This is a genomic window from Streptomyces sp. NPDC088554, assembly GCF_044752945.1.
In the GTDB taxonomy this organism is placed as follows: domain Bacteria; phylum Actinomycetota; class Actinomycetes; order Streptomycetales; family Streptomycetaceae; genus Streptomyces.
In genome coordinates this window covers 292,729-309,948 of the sequence record NZ_JBIVMF010000005.1, presented here as the reverse complement: position 1 = coordinate 309,948, position 17,220 = coordinate 292,729, and the positions used below count along the sequence as shown (strand labels likewise).

Here is a 17,220-nt window from a genome sequence, read left to right as displayed (position 1 = left end):
CTCTATCAGACTCTTTCGTGTCCGATTCCCCGTCGGAGCGGGGCTTGCTTTCCAGTTCTTCGCTTTCGCGCTTTCCCTTTCCAGCGGTTCCGACTCTACCAGACTCACTCGGCGTGTTCTGCCTCAAGAATTCCGATGGCCTTTGGATTGGCCTTTTGCCTTTCGGCTGGAATCGACTTTACCAGAAGCATTAGGGCCGATCGAATCGGTCCTGGCTGTCTGAATGTCGAATCGAATGGGCTCCGCAGGAAATTGGCTTCCATTGGGAACCCCGTAGATGTTAACTACCGCACTCGAATCTTGTCCAGTTTCGAGGCAACTGTCTAAATCTACCTCCCCACGCCAACCGTGTCAACGGTCTTTGTGGGGCGAAGAGGAGACTAACAGGTCGGGGACGCCAAGCGCACATCAGGCTGCGACGGGAAGTTCGGCGCTGCGGTCCGTGGCTTCGAGGTCTCCCGTCTGGCCGGCGCGGGCGGCTCGGCCGCCGAGGATGTAGACGTACGTGAGGAAGGTCAGCTCGGCGCCGACCCCTATGCCGATACGGGCCCATGTGGGCAGGCCGGACGGGGTGACGAAGCCTTCGATCAGCCCTGAGACGAAGAGGACCAGCGCCAGGCCGAGCGCCATTCCGAGCGCGGCGCGGCCCTGTTGGGCCAGGGCTGCGCGGCGGCTGTACGGACCCGGGTCGATGACGGTCCAGCCCAGGCGCAGTCCCGTACCCGCGACGACGAAGACCGCGGTCAGTTCGAGCAGGCCGTGGGGAAGGATCAGGACGAGGAAGGTGTCGAGGCGGCCGGCCGATGACATCAGTCCGATGCCGACTCCCAGGTTGAGCACGTTGACGAAGAGGATCCAGATCACCGGGAGGCAGAGAAAGGCCCCCAGAACCAGGCACATGGCGGCGGCCTGGGCGTTGTTCGTCCAGACCTGGGCCGCGAAGGACGCCGCCGGGTGGCTTGAGTAGTACGTCTCGTACGCGCCGCCGGGTCGCGTCATCCGGCGCAGGTCCTCGGGGGCGGCGATCGCGGACTGGATCTCGGGGTGGGCGCCTATCCACCAGCCGATGACGGCGGCGAGAAGCGTGGAGAGCAGCGCGGTCGGGATCCACCAGCGCCTGGAGCGGTAGACGGCCGAGGGGAATCCCGCCGTCAGGAAGCTCGCGGCGTCGCGCCAGCCGGCGCGGCGGGCGCCGGTGACCGTGGCGCGGGCACGGGCACGGGCCACCAGCTGGGTGAGGCGCGTGGTGAGCATGGGGTCGGGAGCGCTCGACTGGATCAGGGAGAGATGCGTGGCCGTGCGTTGGTAGAGGGTGACGAGCTCGTCGGCCTCGGCGCCGCTGAGGCGACGGCCTCGGCTCAGGAGATGTCCAGGCGGTCCCACTCTGCACGGTGGGCTGTCACGAAGACATCGAGATCCATGACCGGCTGCTGCTCCAGGCACTGGGTGCGTACGGTCCGTATTACTGCGGCGCGCTGGGCCAGCTTGGCAGACCGAGGTTTTCCCGGGGCGTGGAAGATCGGCGAAAGGTGGGCACCGGTGGACGAGCTTGTGACGGGCGACGCGGTCGTGCTGGGGCTGCGCCCGGCGCGGCTGCCGAGTCGGGCGCTCGCGCTGGCGATCGATCTCGTGATGGTCTGGTCGGTCTATCTGCTGGTGTCGGTCGGTCTGGCCGTGGCGACTGACTCGCTGGACGACGCGGCTTCCATGGCGCTGTCCGTCGCGACGTTCCTGCTGGTGCTGGTGGGTGGCCCGATCGTGGTGGAGACCCTCAGCCACGGGCGTTCGCTGGGGAAACTGGCGTGTGGGCTGCGAGTCGTACGGGACGACGGCGGGCCCATCCGGTTCCGGCACGCGCTCGTACGCGGGGCGCTCTCGGTGGTGGAGATCATGATGTCCCTCGGGGTCGCCTGTATCGCGTCGCTGGTGTCGGCGCGGGGGCGGCGGATCGGGGACGTCTTCGCGGGAACTCTGGTGGTACGGGAACGGATTCCGGCGCCGAACATGGCCACGGTCCCGGCGCCGCCGCCCTGGCTCGTCGGGCGGTTCGCGGAGCTGGACCTGTCCGCAGTGCCGGACGGCCTGTGGCTCGCGATACGTCAATACCTGACGCGCATGGGACAGCTGGACTCGGCCGTGAGCCAGGCGATGGCGGAACAGCTCGCTGGTGATCTGACGGCCCGTACGGGGGCTCCCGTGCCGCAGGGGTGCCTGCGGGCGCCTATCTGGCGGCGGTGATGAACGAGCGGCAGACCAGGGACGCGCGGCGGACCCTCACGGCTCCCGCGGCCCCGGTCGCCGTTCCCTCCCCGGTCGCCGGTTCCGTATCGGTCGCCGGTTCCGTAACCGCCGCGAGCCCGGCGGATGTTCCGGCGGCCGGCTCCCCGGTGGCTCCGGTGACCGCGCCGGATGCCGGATCGCCGCCGCCCGCCACGGGGTTCGCGCCGCCCGCGTAGGCGGCGCTCCGTCAGGACAGGGCCGACGGCGGGGATTCGAGGTCTTCGAGTTCGATGCCGGGGGCCGAGAGCACCACGTCACCGGCGAGGTGGATCGTGTGCCGCTCCCCCGTGTCCAGGGCGTTGACCTGGTACTCGTCCACGATCAGGGGCCCGTTGTCAGTGGCATGCGCTTCACTGTTCATCAGCGCCCAGGACTGATCCACGGTCCGGGGTGCCAGTACGGGGTGCGTGAAAGCCACGAGGCGTACCCGTGTCGCGGGGGAACCGGAGGTGAGACGCAGAAGCCGTGCGGTCGCTACGAGAAACGCGGGAGAGGTGCCGGTGAAGGCGTGGGCGCGGACATTGCCTTCCGTGGCATGGGTTCCGGTCGGGTCGGTACGGACCCAGGTGACGCCGTCGAGAGCGGCGCCACGGATCTCCCAGCTCGCGGCGTGCAGTTGGAGACGGATGGGGCGGCCGAGTTCGTCGAGGGCCAGATCGACGGAGCCCGCGTGGTCGCCGGAGGGAGTGGTGGTCTGGGAGACATAGCGCCAGCCGGACGGACCTGGCGCGCAGTGGAAGTGCTCGTCACCGAGAGGGGTGTGATCGTGCGGATCATGGAGCGAATAACGGCCGCGGGGCATGGGGGCTTCCGGGTCCTTCGGGTCCTCGGCGGCTGACACCTTCCCGCCACCCCCACGCGTACGGAACAAGCCCCCGACACGGGGGTGCGGGGGCCTGTTCTGTACCGCGGGTGAGGACGGGGACCGCCCCTGGGTGGGGCGGGGAGTGATCAGTAGCGGTAGTGGTCGGGCTTGTACGGGCCCTCGACCTCGACACCGATGTACGCGGCCTGCTCCGGGCGGAGCGTCGTGAGCCTCACACCGAGCGCGTCGAGGTGGAGGCGGGCGACCTTCTCGTCCAGGTGCTTGGGGAGCACGTAGACATCGGTCGGGTACTCCTCCTGCTTGGTGAACAGCTCGATCTGGGCCAGGGTCTGGTCCGCGAACGAGTTGGACATCACGAAGGACGGGTGGCCGGTCGCGTTGCCCAGGTTCAGCAGGCGGCCCTCGGAGAGGACGATGAGCACCTTCCCGTCGGGGAAGGTCCAGGTGTGGACCTGCGGCTTGACCTCGTCCTTGACGACGCCGTCGATCTTCGCCAGGCCGGCCATGTCGATCTCGTTGTCGAAGTGACCGATGTTGCCGACGATCGCCTGGTGCTTCATCTTGGCCATGTCCGAGGCCATGATGATGTCCTTGTTGCCCGTCGTGGTGACGAAGATGTCGGCGATACCGACGACATCGTCGAGCGTCGCGACCTGGTAGCCGTCCATCGCCGCCTGGAGCGCGCAGATCGGGTCGATCTCCGTGATGATCACGCGGGCGCCCTGGCCGCGGAGGGACTCCGCACAACCCTTGCCGACATCCCCGTAACCGAAGACGACCGCGACCTTTCCGCCGATGAGGACGTCGGTGGCGCGGTTGATGCCGTCGATCAGGGAGTGGCGGCAGCCGTACTTGTTGTCGAACTTGGACTTGGTGACGGCGTCATTGACATTGATCGCCGGGAAGAGGAGGGCACCATCACGCTGCATCTCGTACAGACGGTGGACACCGGTCGTGGTCTCCTCCGTGACACCGCGGATCTCGGACGCCAGGCGGGTCCACTTCTGCGGGTTCTCGGAGAGGGTGCGGTTCAGCAGGCGGAGGATGTAGCCGTACTCCTCGCTGTCCGCGGTGGCCGGGTCGGGGGCCGCGCCGGCCTTCTCGAACTCGACGCCCTTGTGGACCAGGAGGGTGGCGTCGCCACCGTCGTCCAGAATCATGTTCGGGCCGCCGGTGGGGGTGTTGGGCCAGGTCAGAGCCTGTTCCGTGCACCACCAGTACTCCTCCAGCGTCTCGCCCTTCCAGGCGAAGACCGGGACGCCCTGCGGGTTGTCCGGGGTGCCGGTGGGGCCGACCGCGATGGCGGCGGCGGCGTGGTCCTGGGTGGAGAAGATGTTGCAGGACGCCCAGCGGACCTCGGCGCCGAGGGCCACCAGCGTCTCGATGAGGACCGCGGTCTGCACGGTCATGTGCAGCGAGCCGGTGACGCGGGCACCGGCCAGCGGCTGGGTCTCGGCGTATTCCTTGCGGATCGACATCAGACCGGGCATCTCGTGCTCGGCGAGAGTGATCTCCTTGCGGCCGAACTCGGCGAGCGAGAGATCGGCGACCTTGAAGTCCTGTCGGTTGGTGACAGTCGTCATAGCGAGCTGCTCCTCGTAAACGGGGTCGAGGGTGGATACGTACTGACACTGCGGCAACGGGCATACGAATGCCCGGGGACTCGCGGCGCAGCCCGTCGGAGGCCCTCTCTCCCTCGGCCGGTCCGTACCCGGACCGCCCGACCGCCATCAGCAGCGACGTCTGGCTCTGGCCACGAATCTACACCGGTACGACCGGCGGCCCACAGTCAAATCCGTAAGCGGTCAGTCCTTGGCCGGGTTTGTACCTGTCGCCGCCGCGGACGCGCTGTAGATATCCGGCTCCAGGTAGATCACGCGGGCGATCGGCACGGCCTCGCGGATCCGGGACTCGGCTGCGTTGATCGCCTGGGCGACCTCACCGGCCGTGTCGTCGTGTTCCACCGCGATCTTGGCGGCGACCAGCAGTTCCTCGGGGCCGAGGTGAAGCGTGCGCATGTGGATGATGCCGGTCACGACATCGCCGTCGACGATCGCGGTCTTGATCTTCTCGACGTCCTCCGCGCCCGCGGACTCGCCGAGGAGCAGGGACTTCGTCTCGGCCGCGAGCACCAGCGCGATGACGATGAGGAGGATGCCGATGCAGAGCGTGCCGATGCCGTCCCAGATCCCGTTGCCGGTGGCCAGCGCCGCACCCACGCCGCCGAGCGCGAGTACGAGACCGACCAGCGCGCCGAAGTCCTCCAGGAGCACGACGGGCAGCTCGGGGGCCTTGGCCCGGCGGATGAACTCCTTCCAGGACTGCGTGCCGCGCGTGGCGTTGGACTCCTTGATGGCCGTACGGAAGGAGAGGGACTCCGCGATGATCGCGAAGACGAGCACCCCGACCGGCCAGTACCAGGCCTCGATCTCGTGCGGGTGCTTGATCTTCTCGTAGCCCTCGTAGATCGCGAACATGCCGCCGACCGAGAAGAGCACGATCGAGACGAGGAAGGCGTAGATGTAGCGCTCGCGGCCGTAGCCGAAGGGGTGTTGCGGGGTCGCCTCGCGCTTCGCCTTCTTCCCGCCGAGGAGCAGCAGCCCCTGGTTGCCCGAGTCGGCGAGGGAGTGCACCCCTTCCGCGAGCATCGACGACGATCCGCTGAATGCGAACGCCACGAACTTGGCTACCGCGATGGCGAGGTTGGCGCCGAGCGCCGCCACGATCGCCTTGGTTCCGCCGGACGCGCTCATGGGTGCGTGGGTGTCCCTTCCTTGGTCTGCGGCCCTGGCGCCGCGGTACGGCGGGACATTGTTGCAGCCGCCTTCGCGACCGCCGGCTCAGGCCACCACTGTGGCGCGGAAGACCGTACCCGTACCGGACAGTTCGGCCTTCTCGCCCGCCGGGACGAAGACCGAACCGCCGGGGGCGAGGTCCATTTGGTTGGCCCGGGGCGTGCCCGCCGTGCAGAGCAGGATCTGCGGTGTGGCGAGGGTGAGGTCGCGGGGCTCTGCGCCCGGGGCGAGCGTGTAGCGCGACAGCCGGAACTCGTCGATGGGGGTGTCGTACAACTCCTCGCCGGAGGCGGACGCCTCCGGCCGCAGGACGCCCGGCTCCGTCGCCTCGAAGCGGACGATGCGCAGCAGTTCGGGTACGTCCACGTGCTTGGGGGTGAGACCGCAGCGGAGGACGTTGTCCGAGTTGGCCATGATCTCGACGCCGAGCCCGCTGAGATAGGCGTGCGGGACGCCCGCGCCGAGGAAGAGCGCCTCGCCGGGCTGGAGTTGTACGTAGTTGAGCAGCATGGCCGCGATGACACCGGGGTCACCGGGGTAGTGCCGGGCGATCGACGCGTACGGCGCGTAGGCGCCGCCGAGCCGTTCCGCCGCGGCGGCGGCCTCGGTGACCGTGGCGGTCATCCCGTCCGGGTCCGCGCCGAGCACCGCCGTCAGGACCTCGCGCAGCGCGGCCTCCTCCGGGTGGGCGCGCAGGAGGTCGACGTAGGGCTTGAGCGAGTCGACGCCCAGCCCGGCGAGGAGCCCGGCGGCCTCCTCCGGGGCGCGGAAGCCGCACAGCCCGTCGAAGGGGGTGAGCGCGCAGATGAGCTCGGGCTTGTGGTTGGCGTCCTTGTAGTTGCGGTGCGGGGCGTCCACCGGGACGCCTCGGCGCTCCTCGTCCTCGTATCCCTGTTTCGCCTGTGCGAGGTCGGGGTGGACCTGGAGGGAGAGCGGGGAGCCGGCCGCGAGGATCTTGAGGAGGAACGGCAGCCGGGGGCCGAACTTGGCCATGGCCGCCGCGCCGAGTTCCGCCTCGGGGCCGGCGGCGATGACCTCGGAGAGCGGCTGCTCGCCGGCGCCCCGGTCGAGGCGGGACGGTGCCCCGGGGTGGGCGCCCATCCACATCTCGGCCTGGGGCTCGCCCGTGGGCGTGGCGCCGAGCAGTTCCGGGATGGCGGTCGTGGAGCCCCACGCGTAGGGGCGCACGGCGTTGGAGAGGCGGTCCATGGATGAGCTTCCTTGTACGGGGCGGGGCGGCGCTGGTGCGGGCCGGGGGCGCGGTGGGGAGCCGGGTGTTCTTCGTGTGCAGGGGGTTCTTCGTGTGCCAGGAGGTCTTCCGCTGCTGGGTGTTCCTCGTGTGCCTCGGGGTCTTGCGCCGGGGGCGTGTTGTCCGCTTCAGCGGTGGCGGGTCATGCGGGGGTGGCTCCGGCGAGCGTCAGATAGACCGTGGCGAAGTCGGTGACCGCGATCAGTTCCGCGAGCGCTTCGAGTTCGCTGCCCTCTTCGGGCTCCAGTTCGCTGATCGGCGTGTCGTGGCCGATCGCGAGTTCACGGGCGGCGGGCGCGGCGGTCAGTCCGCCCGCCGGGCGGTCCCTGAGCAGGACGATCCGGGCGCGCAGCGCCTGGCCGTCCTCCGTCCGGTCGCGGAAGAAATCGTCCGGGTCGCTCTCGCCGCCCGCGAGGTCACCGGCGAGCAGCGCGCCGTGGGCCGGGAGCGCCTCCGGGAGTTCGGCGGCGAGCGCGGGGCGGCCGGTCAGCTCGGCCAGGACGGCCGCGAAACGGCGCCCGGCCGGGGCGGCGGCCGTGCCCTCGGTCCAGATCAGCGGGAGGCTGTCGGCGAGTTCCGCGGCGAGCGTCTTGGCCGGGTTGCTGTAGGTCGCGATGGCCGGGCCGCAGCGTTCGGCGGTGCGGTCCAGCCGGTCGGCGACACGCTGGAGCGTCTCGGCCGGGGCGGTGAGCAGTCCCGCGCGGTCGAGGAGCACGAGCAGCGGGACGAGCAGCGCCCACAGCGCGCCGGAGCCGGCCACGAGGGTCCCCTCGCCCTCCGGGCCCTCCGTGTTCGGGGCGCGCTCGCCGGTCGGGGTCTGCGGGCCGTTCGGGGCGTACTGGCCGCTCGGGGCCGTTGCCATGGGGACGAGCAGGCCCCGCGCGGCGCCCACCGCCTCGCTCAGCGGGGAGCGTCCCGGGGCGACGGCGACGACCGTACAGCCACGGCGGTACGCCTGTTCGGCGAGGAGCGCGAGGCCGGGTTCGCTGCCCTCGGTCGTCGCGATCAGCAGCAGGTCCACGGGGCCCGCCCAGCCCGGCAGCGTCCAGCGCAGCGCGCCCGCGGCGGGGGCAACGCCGGTGGGCGTGAGCCGGACGACCGGGGCGGCGGCGCCCGCGAGCGCGCCGATCAGGTCGGCGGTGCCGGTCGCCGCCGCGCCGGACCCCGCGATCAGTACGGCGCGGGGGCGGCCCTCCGGGCTCAGCTCGGTGACCCCCGCCTCCGTGGCGTGCCGCAGCGCGGTGCGCACCCGGGCTCCGGCCTCGGCGGCGCCGCGCAGCAGACCGTGGCGGTCGGCACGGGCGAGCGCGTCGGGAAGGTCGAGCAGCGAGTCGTCGAGCATGGGGAGGAGCCTCCGAATCGCCGGGGCGCGGGTGCGGGGCGCGTGCGGGTGGGCGGTGGTGCGGGGCGGCGTCGCTCAGCCGGGGCGGCGGGCTTCGTCCACGAGGAGGACCGGGATGTCGTCCCGTACCGGATAGGCCAGACCGCAGTCCTTACCGGTGCAGATCAGCTCGGGAGTTTCGGCTGCGGTGCGGTCGCTGAGCGGCGCGTGGCAGGCCGGGCAGGCGAGGATCTCCAGAAGGCCGGCTTCGAGCGGCATGGGGGCGGTGTCCCTTCGAGCAGGTGGATAGAGCCACGTCAGCGTACCGCCGTCGGGCCGGGGGTGCGGGGACGCCTGCGCGGTGGGGGTACGGGAGCGCGCGGGCCGCGTCGGTACGTACCCCCGCGCGGGTCAGCCGCGGATCAGGGCCAGGGCGGTGTCCCTGATCTCGCGCATCGTCGCTTCGTCGCGCGCTTCGACGTTCAGGCGCAGCAGCGGTTCGGTGTTGGAGGGGCGGAGGTTGAACCACCAGTCGGCGGAGATCACGGTCAGGCCGTCGAGTTCGTCGAAGGTGACGCCGGCCTGGGTCGCGTATGCCGCGCGGACGGCGGCGGTGCGGGCCTTCTGGTCGTCGACGGTGGAGTTGATCTCGCCGGAGGCGGCATAGCGGTCGTACGAGGAGACCAGTGCGGAGAGGGTGCCTTCCTGTCCGCCGAGCGCGGAGAGGACGTGGAGCGCGGCGAGCATGCCGGTGTCGGCGTTCCAGAAGTCGCGGAAGTAGTAGTGGGCGGAGTGCTCGCCGCCGAAGACGGCGCCGGTGGTGGCCATTTCCTGCTTGATGAAGGAGTGGCCGACCCGGGTGCGGACGGGGATGCCGCCGTGTTCCCTGACGACTTCGGGGACCGACCAGGAGGTGATCAGGTTGTGGATGACCGTGGCGCCCGGGTGTTTGGCGAGTTCGCGCGCGGCGACCAGCGCGGTGATCGCCGACGGGGAGACGCCCTCGCCGCGTTCGTCCACGACGAAGCAGCGGTCGGCGTCGCCGTCGAAGGCCAGGCCGAGGTCGGCGCCCTCGGCCAGGACGCGGGCCTGGAGGTCGACGAGGTTCTTCGGGTCGAGGGGGTTGGCCTCGTGGTTGGGGAAGGTGCCGTCCAGCTCGAAGTACATCGGTACGACGTCGAGCGGGAGTCCGGCGAGGACGGTCGGAACGGTGTGGCCGCCCATGCCGTTGCCCGCGTCCACGACAACCTTGAGCGGGCGGATCCCGGAGAGACCGACCAGGGAGAGGAGATACGCGGCGTAGTCGTCGAGGGTGTCGCGGCGGGCGAGGGTGCCGGGGCGGGCGGCGGGCGGCGGGGTGCCGTGGGCCAGCCACTGTTCGACCAGGGCGCGGATGTCGGCCAGGCCGGTGTCCTGGCCGACCGGGGCGGCGCCGGCCCGGCACATCTTGATGCCGTTGTACTGGGCCGGGTTGTGGGACGCGGTGAACATCGCGCCGGGGACGTCCAGCGCCCCCGACGCGTAGTACAGCTGGTCGGTGGAGCAGAGTCCGATGATCGTGGTGTCGGTCCCGCGCGAGACGGCGCCCCGGGCGAAGGCCGCCGTCAGCCCCGGCGAGGAGGGGCGCATGTCGTGGCCGACGACGATCGCGTCCGCCGCGGTGACCTCGGCGAAGGCCGCGCCGAACAGCTCCGCGAGCCGGTCGTCCAGTTGGTCGGGGTAGACCCCGCGCACGTCGTACGCCTTTACGATCTGCGACAAATCCGTCACGGCCGACCCTCCAGAGCGGTTTCCCCACGGACCCGTCAAAGTACCCGTGGACGCCTCGATGATCCCGTACGGGACCGGGCGGGGTCCACGGGAACCCGGCCGGGGTCGTCGGCGGTACGCGCGAACTGGGCCGCCGTTCCCGGGAAACGGCGGCCGGGCCCGTACTCGCGGACTGCGCGTCGGGGGTCGGCACCGGCCGGTCGTCGAAGCAGAAAGAAGCTTCCGAGCAGAAGGAGCTTCCGAGCAGAGCAGAGTGGCGGTTCAGGACTCCGGGGAGCGCAGGACCCGCAGATGGCCCCGGCGCCCGACCTCCACCGGATCCGCCCCCCGCGCGCCCTTGCCGCCGGCCCCTGCGGCGCGCTCCTGTGGGCGGGCCGCTTCCCGTACGGCGTTGGCGAGAGCCTCAAGATCATCACTGCTCGGGCGCGCGGGGGCCGAGCCGTCCGTCAGACGGACGACCTCCCAGCCGCGCGGAGCGGTCAGCCGCTCGCTGTGTTCCGCACACAGGTCGTAGCAGTGGGGCTCGGCGTAGGTGGCGAGCGGGCCGAGGACCGCGGTCGAGTCGGCATAGACGTACGTCAGTGTCGCGACAGCAGGGCGGCCGCACGCGGTGCGCGAACAGCGACGTACAGGGCTCACGATGTTGGACGGTACCGCACTCTTGAGCGGGCCGCGACGACTCACCACCAGGTCACCCGCCCGTGTCGCGGCGTGATATCCCGCACAACTTGGCCGGAATCAACTGACCCGACCTGCGCGGGGAGAGGTGCGACGGGGAGACGACACCCCGTTACATGGTTACCACTTGGGGCAAACCCATAAATTATGTCATGCCCGATGATCAGGCAGATGTACGGAATCGAGCCCAAGCTTGGCCGGAATGCTCAATACGCGACATGCCGCCCGAGGGGAGACCGGAGCCGCCATGACGGAATCACGGGGAGGGCTACCCTGCGTCAGTGATGGACAGTCCTGTACCGCCCCGCCCGACCGGCCCGGGACCGCGCCGCCGTGACCGCCACGGGCGCGGTATGCGCGGGCCCGTGGCCCCGCCCCAGGTGCCTCTCGCGACCAGCCGCTCGGAGTCCTTCCGCGATCTCGTACGGGATTCCGTGGACCGGCTGGAGCGGCGCTGGCCGCAGCTGGCCGAGGTCGACTTCCTGGTCCTGGACGTGCCCGCCACGCTCGACGACACCGTGCCGCTCGGCAGCTCCGCCCCCGCGACCAAGGGCCACCCCGCGCGGATCCTCGTCTACCGGCGCCCGGTGGAGATCCGCAGCAAGAACCGCGACGAGCGGGCGCTGCTGGTGCACGAGGTCGTGGTCGAGCAGGTCGCCGAGCTGCTCGGGCTGTCACCCGAGTCGGTCGACCCCCGGTACGGGCAGGACTGAGCCCGGACCGGGGGCAGGCCGGCCGGGGCTACTTCCCGTCGACCAGGATCGTCAGGTCCTCCTTGGCCTCCGGTACGGAGACCGTCCCCCGGTCGTCCGGGAACGTCTGGACCGTGAACATCTGGACGCCGTCCTCGGGCAGGGCCAGCATGCGGGCCGCGTGGACCGGGCCGCCCGACTGCGGCTCCACCGTCAGCGCGTACGAACCTTTCAGGCCGTTCGGTACGGGCGGGGTCTCCGTCAGGGTCGTACCGCCCTTGACGGTGTAGACCTTCTCCGTCGCCTCGCCGCCCCCGCTGCCCGCCGAGGCCGTGACCTTGACCTTCGCGGTCGCGCCCGGCGCCGTCAGATAGAGCGTCGACCCCTTGGCGCGGTTGTCGGCGACGGTCGCCCTGGACTCGATCGCGCCGGTCGCCGGGATGAAGGCGATCTCCCGGTTCTCCCCCTTGCCCCGGACGACCCGCAGCGCGGCGACCACCGGGGCCCCGCGGCTTCCGTCGGAGGGGCTCAGGATCAGCGAGCCGCCCTCGCCCTTGGTGATGTCGCCCAGTTCGAGGGCGCCGGTCATCTCCGACTTGACGTGCAGGCTCTCGGCCCCGGCCGGGGTGAAGGTGCCGTCGGCGCCCGCCAGCTGCACCTTGAGGTCCGCGTCGTTGCCGCCGGTCGCGAACACCACCAGCCGGGCGTCGGTCGCGTCCGCCGGGATGCCGGGCAGCACCAGCCTGCTCGCCGGGTCGGCCGCGGCGGGCAGCCAGTCGCTGCCGCCCGCGTTGTCCGCGGCGCCGACCACGGCGCCGACCCGGCCCGCGCGGGTGCTGACGTGGACGGTCACATTGGGGGTGTCCTCGGTGGTCAGCGTGGACAGCAGGACGGGAACGCTCGACCGGGCCGGGACCGGAATGCCCTCGCCCGCGTCGGACTTGATCGCGCCGTCCTTGCCGTACAGCTCGATGTCCACGACGGCGACGGTGTCGTCGGGGTTGGTGAGGTGGACGTAGTCCTGGCGCGATCTCTCGGTGCTGGCGCCGGGGAACCAGAAGTCGGTGTCGGGTGCGGTGCAGGTCATCCCGAGCAGTCCCCGGGCGTCGCCGACGCTCACCGTGGTGGTCTGCTGGGTCGTCCAGCCGGGGGCGAGCCGGCCGGTGGCGGTGCCGACGAGCGCGGGCGACTCGGCGCCGCTCACCTCGGCGGTCACGGGCCTGCCCGGCTCCGCCGTGGAGAGGAACGGCTTGCCCTGCGCGGAGTCCTTCCCCGTCCCGCCGTTCTTCCCGTCGCCGCCCGCCTCGCTGTCGTCGGCGGCCAGCGTGACGGTGGAGGTCTTCAGCTCCGCCGAGCCCGGCTCGTCGGCCCCGGCCTCACGGTCCGCGCCGCCCTTCCCCTTGGGCGTGATGGAGGTGTACGTCGTCTCCGCGATCTCCGAGACGCTCGGCGCCGGGCAGAGCGTGCTGGTACGTTCCACGGGCAGCCGCGCGGGGGTGCGCGCCGCTGCCTCGTCGCCGGAGGCCGGCGCGGTCAGCGAGGCGAATCCGGTGACGGCGGCGAGGGCGGTGGCGGCCGCGAGGAGGGAGAGGGTGGGGCGGTTCACTGGTTACTGCTCCCGTCGGGGCGCTGACGCGGGTCGTTCTGGGTACCGTCGGTGTAGGGCTGCCGCCGGCCGTAGTACGGGTCGTACCCCGCCTGGTCGTAGCCGCTGTACGGGGTGTACGGGCCGTTCTCGTACCCGGCGTCCCGGTACGGGCCGTCCTGGTACGGGCCGTCCGGCTGGTACGGCTGCTGGTACTGGCCGTCGCCGTACTGCTGAGGCTGCCGCGACGGCTGCTGCGGCTCGTTCCCGTACGAAGGCTGGGGGGACTGCCGCGGCTCGTTCCCGTACGGAGGCTGGGACTGCGCGTAGGCGGCGCCGTCCCACTCGCCGTACGCGGCCTGCTCCGGTACGGCGGCCTGCTGCGGTACGGGTTCGGGTGCGGCCGCGGGCTCCGGTACCGCCGGAGCCTCCGGTACGGCCGCGGGCTCCGTCGCCGCGCGCAGCCTGCGCGCCCTGCGGCCCTCGCCCGACGCGGACTGCTCCGGGAGCGCGGCCACCTCGGCGGGCAGGTCGTCGTCGATCTCCCGGCGGCGCCCCGGCAGGGCGAGCACCAGCAGGACGACGGCGAGCGCGCTCTTGGTCCAGATCCACGCGGTGTGCGTGAACGGGTCCTCGTACGCGAGGTCGAGCCGGCCGCCCTCGGCGGGCAGTTCGAAGCCCTGGGCCCAGCCGTCGACGGTCTTCTTCGTCAGCTCCTCGCCGTCGAGCGTGGCCCGCCAGCCCTCGGCGGCCCGGTCCGCGATCCGCAGCACCCGTCCGGCGGCGCCCGACGGGATCGTGGTGTGCGCCTCGACCGGTTCGGACGCGACGGCCAGCGGCTCGCCGTCGCCCTTGCCGTCGACGATGATGGCCCGCGAGATCTGCCGGTCCACACGCCACAGCGCGCTGCCGTCGAGCTGGCTCAGCCGGGTCAGCCCCGGGGTCGCGTCGAGGACGCGGCCGGTCTGGCGCGGCACCCCGTCCCGTACCAGGACGTAACGGATCGCGAAGCCGCTGAGCTGGTCGGTCTGGTCGGCGCCGGAGCCCGCGACCAGGTTGGCGACGACCTTGTCGAGCCGGGCGTCACCGCCGCCCGACGCGGTCAGCTCGGCGTCACCGAGCCGCGCGCCCGAGCCCCTGACCAGGGAGTACGAGACCTCGGCCGACGAGGTGCCGCCGAGGACCAGGGTGCGCGGCTGGTCGCGGGTGATGCTCTCCTCGGCGACGAACGCCGGGACCTGCACCGGGTCGCGGCGCTCCAGCGGGCCCGCCGCGCCGCCGATCATCCAGCCGATCGCGGCGAGCGCCGGGCCGAGTCCCGCGGCGGCGGCGATGAGTACGGCGACGGGCTGGCGCCAGCCGAAGCTCCGGGTCGCGACCCGGATCCGCGCGCCGTCCGCGCCGAGGACGGCGGCGGCGATCAGCGCGAGCCCGTAGAGCAGCGTGGCGGGTCCGGCCCAGCCGGAGTTGTTGGAGAGTACGGCGAAGACCAGCGCGACGACCGCGACGGTCCAGGCCGTACGGATCGCGAACTGCCGCTCGGCGCGGAGCGTGCCCGCCAGCGCGGCCAGCACGATGCCAAGCATCAGGACGCCACCGGCCGCCTTGGGCCCGCCGGGGCTGATGCCGAGCAGGTCGAGGGCGGTCGCCGATCCCGTACCGAACTCCAGTCCCGCTTCGCGGAAGAAGGCGGCGGGGCTGGTCAGCAGCGAGAGCGACCAGGGGGCCAGCAGCAGGAGCGGGGTGCCGAGCGCGGCGAGGAAGCGCGGTCCGTACGCCGTGAGGTCGTGTCGGCGCAGGGCCAGGGCGCCGAGGCCGAGCAGCAGCGCCAGCGGCCAGACGATCGGTGTGAAGGCCATCGCGAAGGTCAGCAGGAAGGCGTAGGCCCAGGTGGCGCGCCAGCTGCCGCGCGGCTCGCCGCGCGATCCGCCGCGCAGCCCGTACGCGAGGACGGCTGCGCGGGCCATCAACGGCAGCAGGACGGCGAGGACGGCCGTGCCGAGCCGCCCGGTGGCCAGCGCGCCGGTCGCGGCGGGCAGGAAGGCGTACGCGACGCTCGCCCAGGCCCGCAGCAGCCGGGAGGGGACCAGGTCGCGCGAGGCGAAATAGGCGGTGACCCCGGCGAGCGGCACCGAGCAGACGAGCAGCACGGTGAGCGCGAGGCCGGTGGAGCCGAGGAGGAGCCCGGAGAGGGCCGCCAGCAGGGCGAGATAGGGGGGCGCGGTCACGGTGAGGCCCGTGCCGACCGGCTGCCAGCCGTCGGCGTACCGGGACCAGAGGCCGGAGACGTCGGCGGGCGCGGGGAGCAGGGCGCCACCCGCGAGCGCGCCGCCGCCGAAGAGCCCCCGGCAGGCGACGAGCGAGACGAGCAGCAGGAGGGCGAAGAGGACGGGGCCCGGCTTGCGCGCGAGCTTCTTCAGCCGGGCGAACTGCTCGACCTCCATGTAGTCCGCGTCGTCGCCGCCCGGTCCCGACTCGACGGCGCCGTGCCGTGAGCCGCCCGCGTCGGCGGTGTCGGAGTCGCCGCCGATACTGGCGGCGATCTGCTCGACGGTGACCCGGATCGTCGCGCCGGGCGGCGGGAAGAGCGGGCGCAGTTCGGCGGCCTCGACGACGCCCTTGCCGCGCTGTTTGCGGGCGGCGAGGATCCGGCCCGGTCTGAGCAGGGTGCCGAAGAGCCCCATGACCTCGTCGATGGCCTGGACGGGCGCCTTGCCGACCAGATAGGCGAGGGTGCGCAGCAGGGTGCCGACGACGATCCGGAACAGTACGTACGGGATGACGGCGGCCCGCGCGTTGGCGAGCATCGTGTAGACGGCGCCCGCCTTGTCGACCCGGTGCGGGTTGACGACGGAGCGGCCCGCGCAGTCGACCGTACGGCGTTCGCGGGCGGACGCCTCGGCGTGCCGCAGGACGGCGTCGGGGGCGACGAGCACCCGGTGGCCCGCGGCATGGACCCGCCAGCAGAAATCGACGTCGTCGCGCATCAGGGGGAGGTCGCGGTCGAAGCCGCCGAGTTCGTCCCAGACGTCGCGGCGGATGAGCATGCCGGCGCTGGAGACGGAGAGGACGGTACGGACCTGGTCGTGCTGGCCCTGGTCCTGTTCGCGCCGGTCGAGGCCGGTCCAGCGGCGTCCGCTGTTGGCGATGGAGACGCCGACTTCGAGGAGCTGCTTACGGTCGTACCAGCTGCGGAGTTTGGGGCCGATGACGACGGCGTACGTGTCGGAGTCGGCGACGCGCAGCAGTTCGGCGAGGGCGTCGGGTTCCGGCGCGCAGTCGTCGTGGAGGAGCCAGAGCCACTGCACCGGTTCGCCGTGGGGCAGTTCCGGCAGGTCGTAGTTCTCGTCCTGCCAGGTCCGGGTCACCGGGTCCCAGCCACCGGGCCGCTTGAGGTATGGCAGGTCGTCGGGGGTGGGCGCGCCGGCGAGCCGGGCCGCCTCATCGACCGCCGCGCCGAAGCCGGAGCGGCGCGCGAGATGCAGGACGCGTTCGTCGCCGAGCGACTCGGCGAGCAGCTGGGCCGAGTCGTCCGCGCTGCCGGTGTCGGCGGCCATGACGTTCTGTACGGGGCGTTCCTGGCCCAGCAGTCCGGCGAGGACGTCGGGCAGCCAGCGCGCGCCGTCGTGGGAGACGAGTACCGCGGTCACGACGTGCCGGGGGAACTCGGGGGCGGTGGTGGTGGCGGGAACGAACGCGGCTGTGGTGGGGGACATTGGGGTGGCGGGCCCTCCGGCCGGGGGGTCGCCCCGAAGGGGCGTTGGGCGTCTCGGACGGGGCCCCACACTAACGGCTGGGAATAAGAGCCGGGCGCCGTGCGCCCGATGATCCCGGACACGCCCCGGCCCGGCACGGGAGGGCGGCCGGGAAAGCGGTGGGGAAGCGGTGGGGAAGCCGCCGGAAAGCCGTACGGGAAACAGAACGGCCCGCCGTCCGCGGTGAGGTGCGGACTGCGGGCCGTGGGACCGGGACGGTCACCGTACGTCGGGAAACCGGTCATCGGCGTTCACGGGCGGATGGCGAG

Annotated in this window: 11 protein-coding genes and 2 pseudogenes; 2 read left to right on the top strand and 11 right to left on the bottom strand. The window is 71.9% G+C overall.

Annotated features, from left to right (window positions below):
• Positions 1-408: 408 nt before the first annotated feature.
• Positions 409-1,421: pseudogene (locus ACIP8W_RS08895) on the bottom strand (stage II sporulation protein M).
• Positions 1,422-1,539: 118 nt separating this feature from the next.
• On the opposite strand from ACIP8W_RS08895, the pseudogene ACIP8W_RS08890 reads away from it, so the two are divergent.
• A pseudogene (locus tag ACIP8W_RS08890) lies at positions 1,540-2,456 on the top strand (RDD family protein).
• A gap of 11 nt (positions 2,457-2,467) precedes the next feature.
• On the opposite strand, the gene ACIP8W_RS08885 reads toward ACIP8W_RS08890, so the two are convergent.
• The 8 genes from ACIP8W_RS08885 to ACIP8W_RS08850 all read right to left on the bottom strand — a co-directional run bounded on the left by ACIP8W_RS08885 (position 2,468) and on the right by ACIP8W_RS08850 (position 10,928).
• On the bottom strand, positions 2,468-3,082 hold the full coding sequence (locus ACIP8W_RS08885; protein ID WP_401952111.1) for a hypothetical protein: 615 nt from the start codon (positions 3,080-3,082) through the stop codon (positions 2,468-2,470).
• Positions 3,083-3,231: 149 nt separating this feature from the next.
• Entirely contained in the window at positions 3,232-4,689 is a 1,458-nt protein-coding gene (gene ahcY, locus ACIP8W_RS08880; RefSeq protein ID WP_401951342.1) for an adenosylhomocysteinase, read from the bottom strand.
• A gap of 222 nt (positions 4,690-4,911) precedes the next feature.
• Positions 4,912-5,859, bottom strand: coding sequence for a cation diffusion facilitator family transporter (locus ACIP8W_RS08875; protein ID WP_401951345.1), 948 nt, complete (start codon positions 5,857-5,859; stop codon positions 4,912-4,914).
• A gap of 87 nt (positions 5,860-5,946) precedes the next feature.
• The gene (gene manA, locus ACIP8W_RS08870) at positions 5,947-7,110 is read right to left on the bottom strand and encodes a mannose-6-phosphate isomerase, class I (RefSeq protein WP_401951348.1); all 1,164 of its coding nucleotides are present in this window, start codon (positions 7,108-7,110) and stop codon (positions 5,947-5,949) included.
• A 182-nt stretch (positions 7,111-7,292) separates the two neighbouring features.
• On the bottom strand, positions 7,293-8,492 hold the full coding sequence (locus tag ACIP8W_RS08865; protein ID WP_402151246.1) for an SIS domain-containing protein: 1,200 nt from the start codon (positions 8,490-8,492) through the stop codon (positions 7,293-7,295).
• 75 nt (positions 8,493-8,567) lie between these two features.
• The gene (locus ACIP8W_RS08860) at positions 8,568-8,750 is read right to left on the bottom strand and encodes a Trm112 family protein (RefSeq protein ID WP_401951354.1); all 183 of its coding nucleotides are present in this window, start codon (positions 8,748-8,750) and stop codon (positions 8,568-8,570) included.
• A 132-nt stretch (positions 8,751-8,882) separates the two neighbouring features.
• Entirely contained in the window at positions 8,883-10,241 is a 1,359-nt protein-coding gene (locus ACIP8W_RS08855) for a phosphomannomutase/phosphoglucomutase (protein ID WP_402202452.1), read from the bottom strand.
• Between the two features lie 261 nt (positions 10,242-10,502).
• A complete protein-coding gene (locus ACIP8W_RS08850) occupies positions 10,503-10,928 on the bottom strand; it encodes a DUF3499 domain-containing protein (protein ID WP_401951360.1) in 426 nt (141 codons plus the stop codon).
• Positions 10,929-11,203: 275 nt separating this feature from the next.
• On the opposite strand from ACIP8W_RS08850, the gene ACIP8W_RS08845 reads away from it, so the two are divergent.
• On the top strand, positions 11,204-11,632 hold the full coding sequence (locus ACIP8W_RS08845; RefSeq protein WP_401952114.1) for a metallopeptidase family protein: 429 nt from the start codon (positions 11,204-11,206) through the stop codon (positions 11,630-11,632).
• Positions 11,633-11,660: 28 nt separating this feature from the next.
• Here the strand turns inward: ACIP8W_RS08845 and ACIP8W_RS08840 are convergent, their stop codons facing one another.
• Positions 11,661-13,217, bottom strand: a complete 1,557-nt coding sequence (locus ACIP8W_RS08840) for a DUF5719 family protein (RefSeq protein WP_401951362.1) — start codon at positions 13,215-13,217, stop codon at positions 11,661-11,663.
• Complete coding sequence (locus tag ACIP8W_RS08835; protein ID WP_402202449.1) at positions 13,214-16,912, bottom strand: glycosyltransferase family 2 protein; 3,699 nt, start codon at positions 16,910-16,912, stop codon at positions 13,214-13,216. Before ACIP8W_RS08835 ends, ACIP8W_RS08840 begins: the two co-directional genes overlap by 4 nt.
• Between the last annotated feature and the right edge of the window lie 308 nt (positions 16,913-17,220).

Coding starts and splice junctions, on each gene's coding strand:
- ACIP8W_RS08835 (WP_402202449.1), bottom strand. CDS start 16,912: ATGTCCCCCACCACAGCCGCGTTCGTTCCCGCCACCACCACCGCCCCC.
- ACIP8W_RS08845 (WP_401952114.1), top strand. CDS start 11,204: ATGGACAGTCCTGTACCGCCCCGCCCGACCGGCCCGGGACCGCGCCGC.
- ACIP8W_RS08860 (WP_401951354.1), bottom strand. CDS start 8,750: ATGCCGCTCGAAGCCGGCCTTCTGGAGATCCTCGCCTGCCCGGCCTGC.
- manA (WP_401951348.1), bottom strand. CDS start 7,110: ATGGACCGCCTCTCCAACGCCGTGCGCCCCTACGCGTGGGGCTCCACG.
- ACIP8W_RS08875 (WP_401951345.1), bottom strand. CDS start 5,859: ATGAGCGCGTCCGGCGGAACCAAGGCGATCGTGGCGGCGCTCGGCGCC.
- ahcY (WP_401951342.1), bottom strand. CDS start 4,689: ATGACGACTGTCACCAACCGACAGGACTTCAAGGTCGCCGATCTCTCG.
- ACIP8W_RS08885 (WP_401952111.1), bottom strand. CDS start 3,082: ATGCCCCGCGGCCGTTATTCGCTCCATGATCCGCACGATCACACCCCT.
- ACIP8W_RS08865 (WP_402151246.1), bottom strand. CDS start 8,492: ATGCTCGACGACTCGCTGCTCGACCTTCCCGACGCGCTCGCCCGTGCC.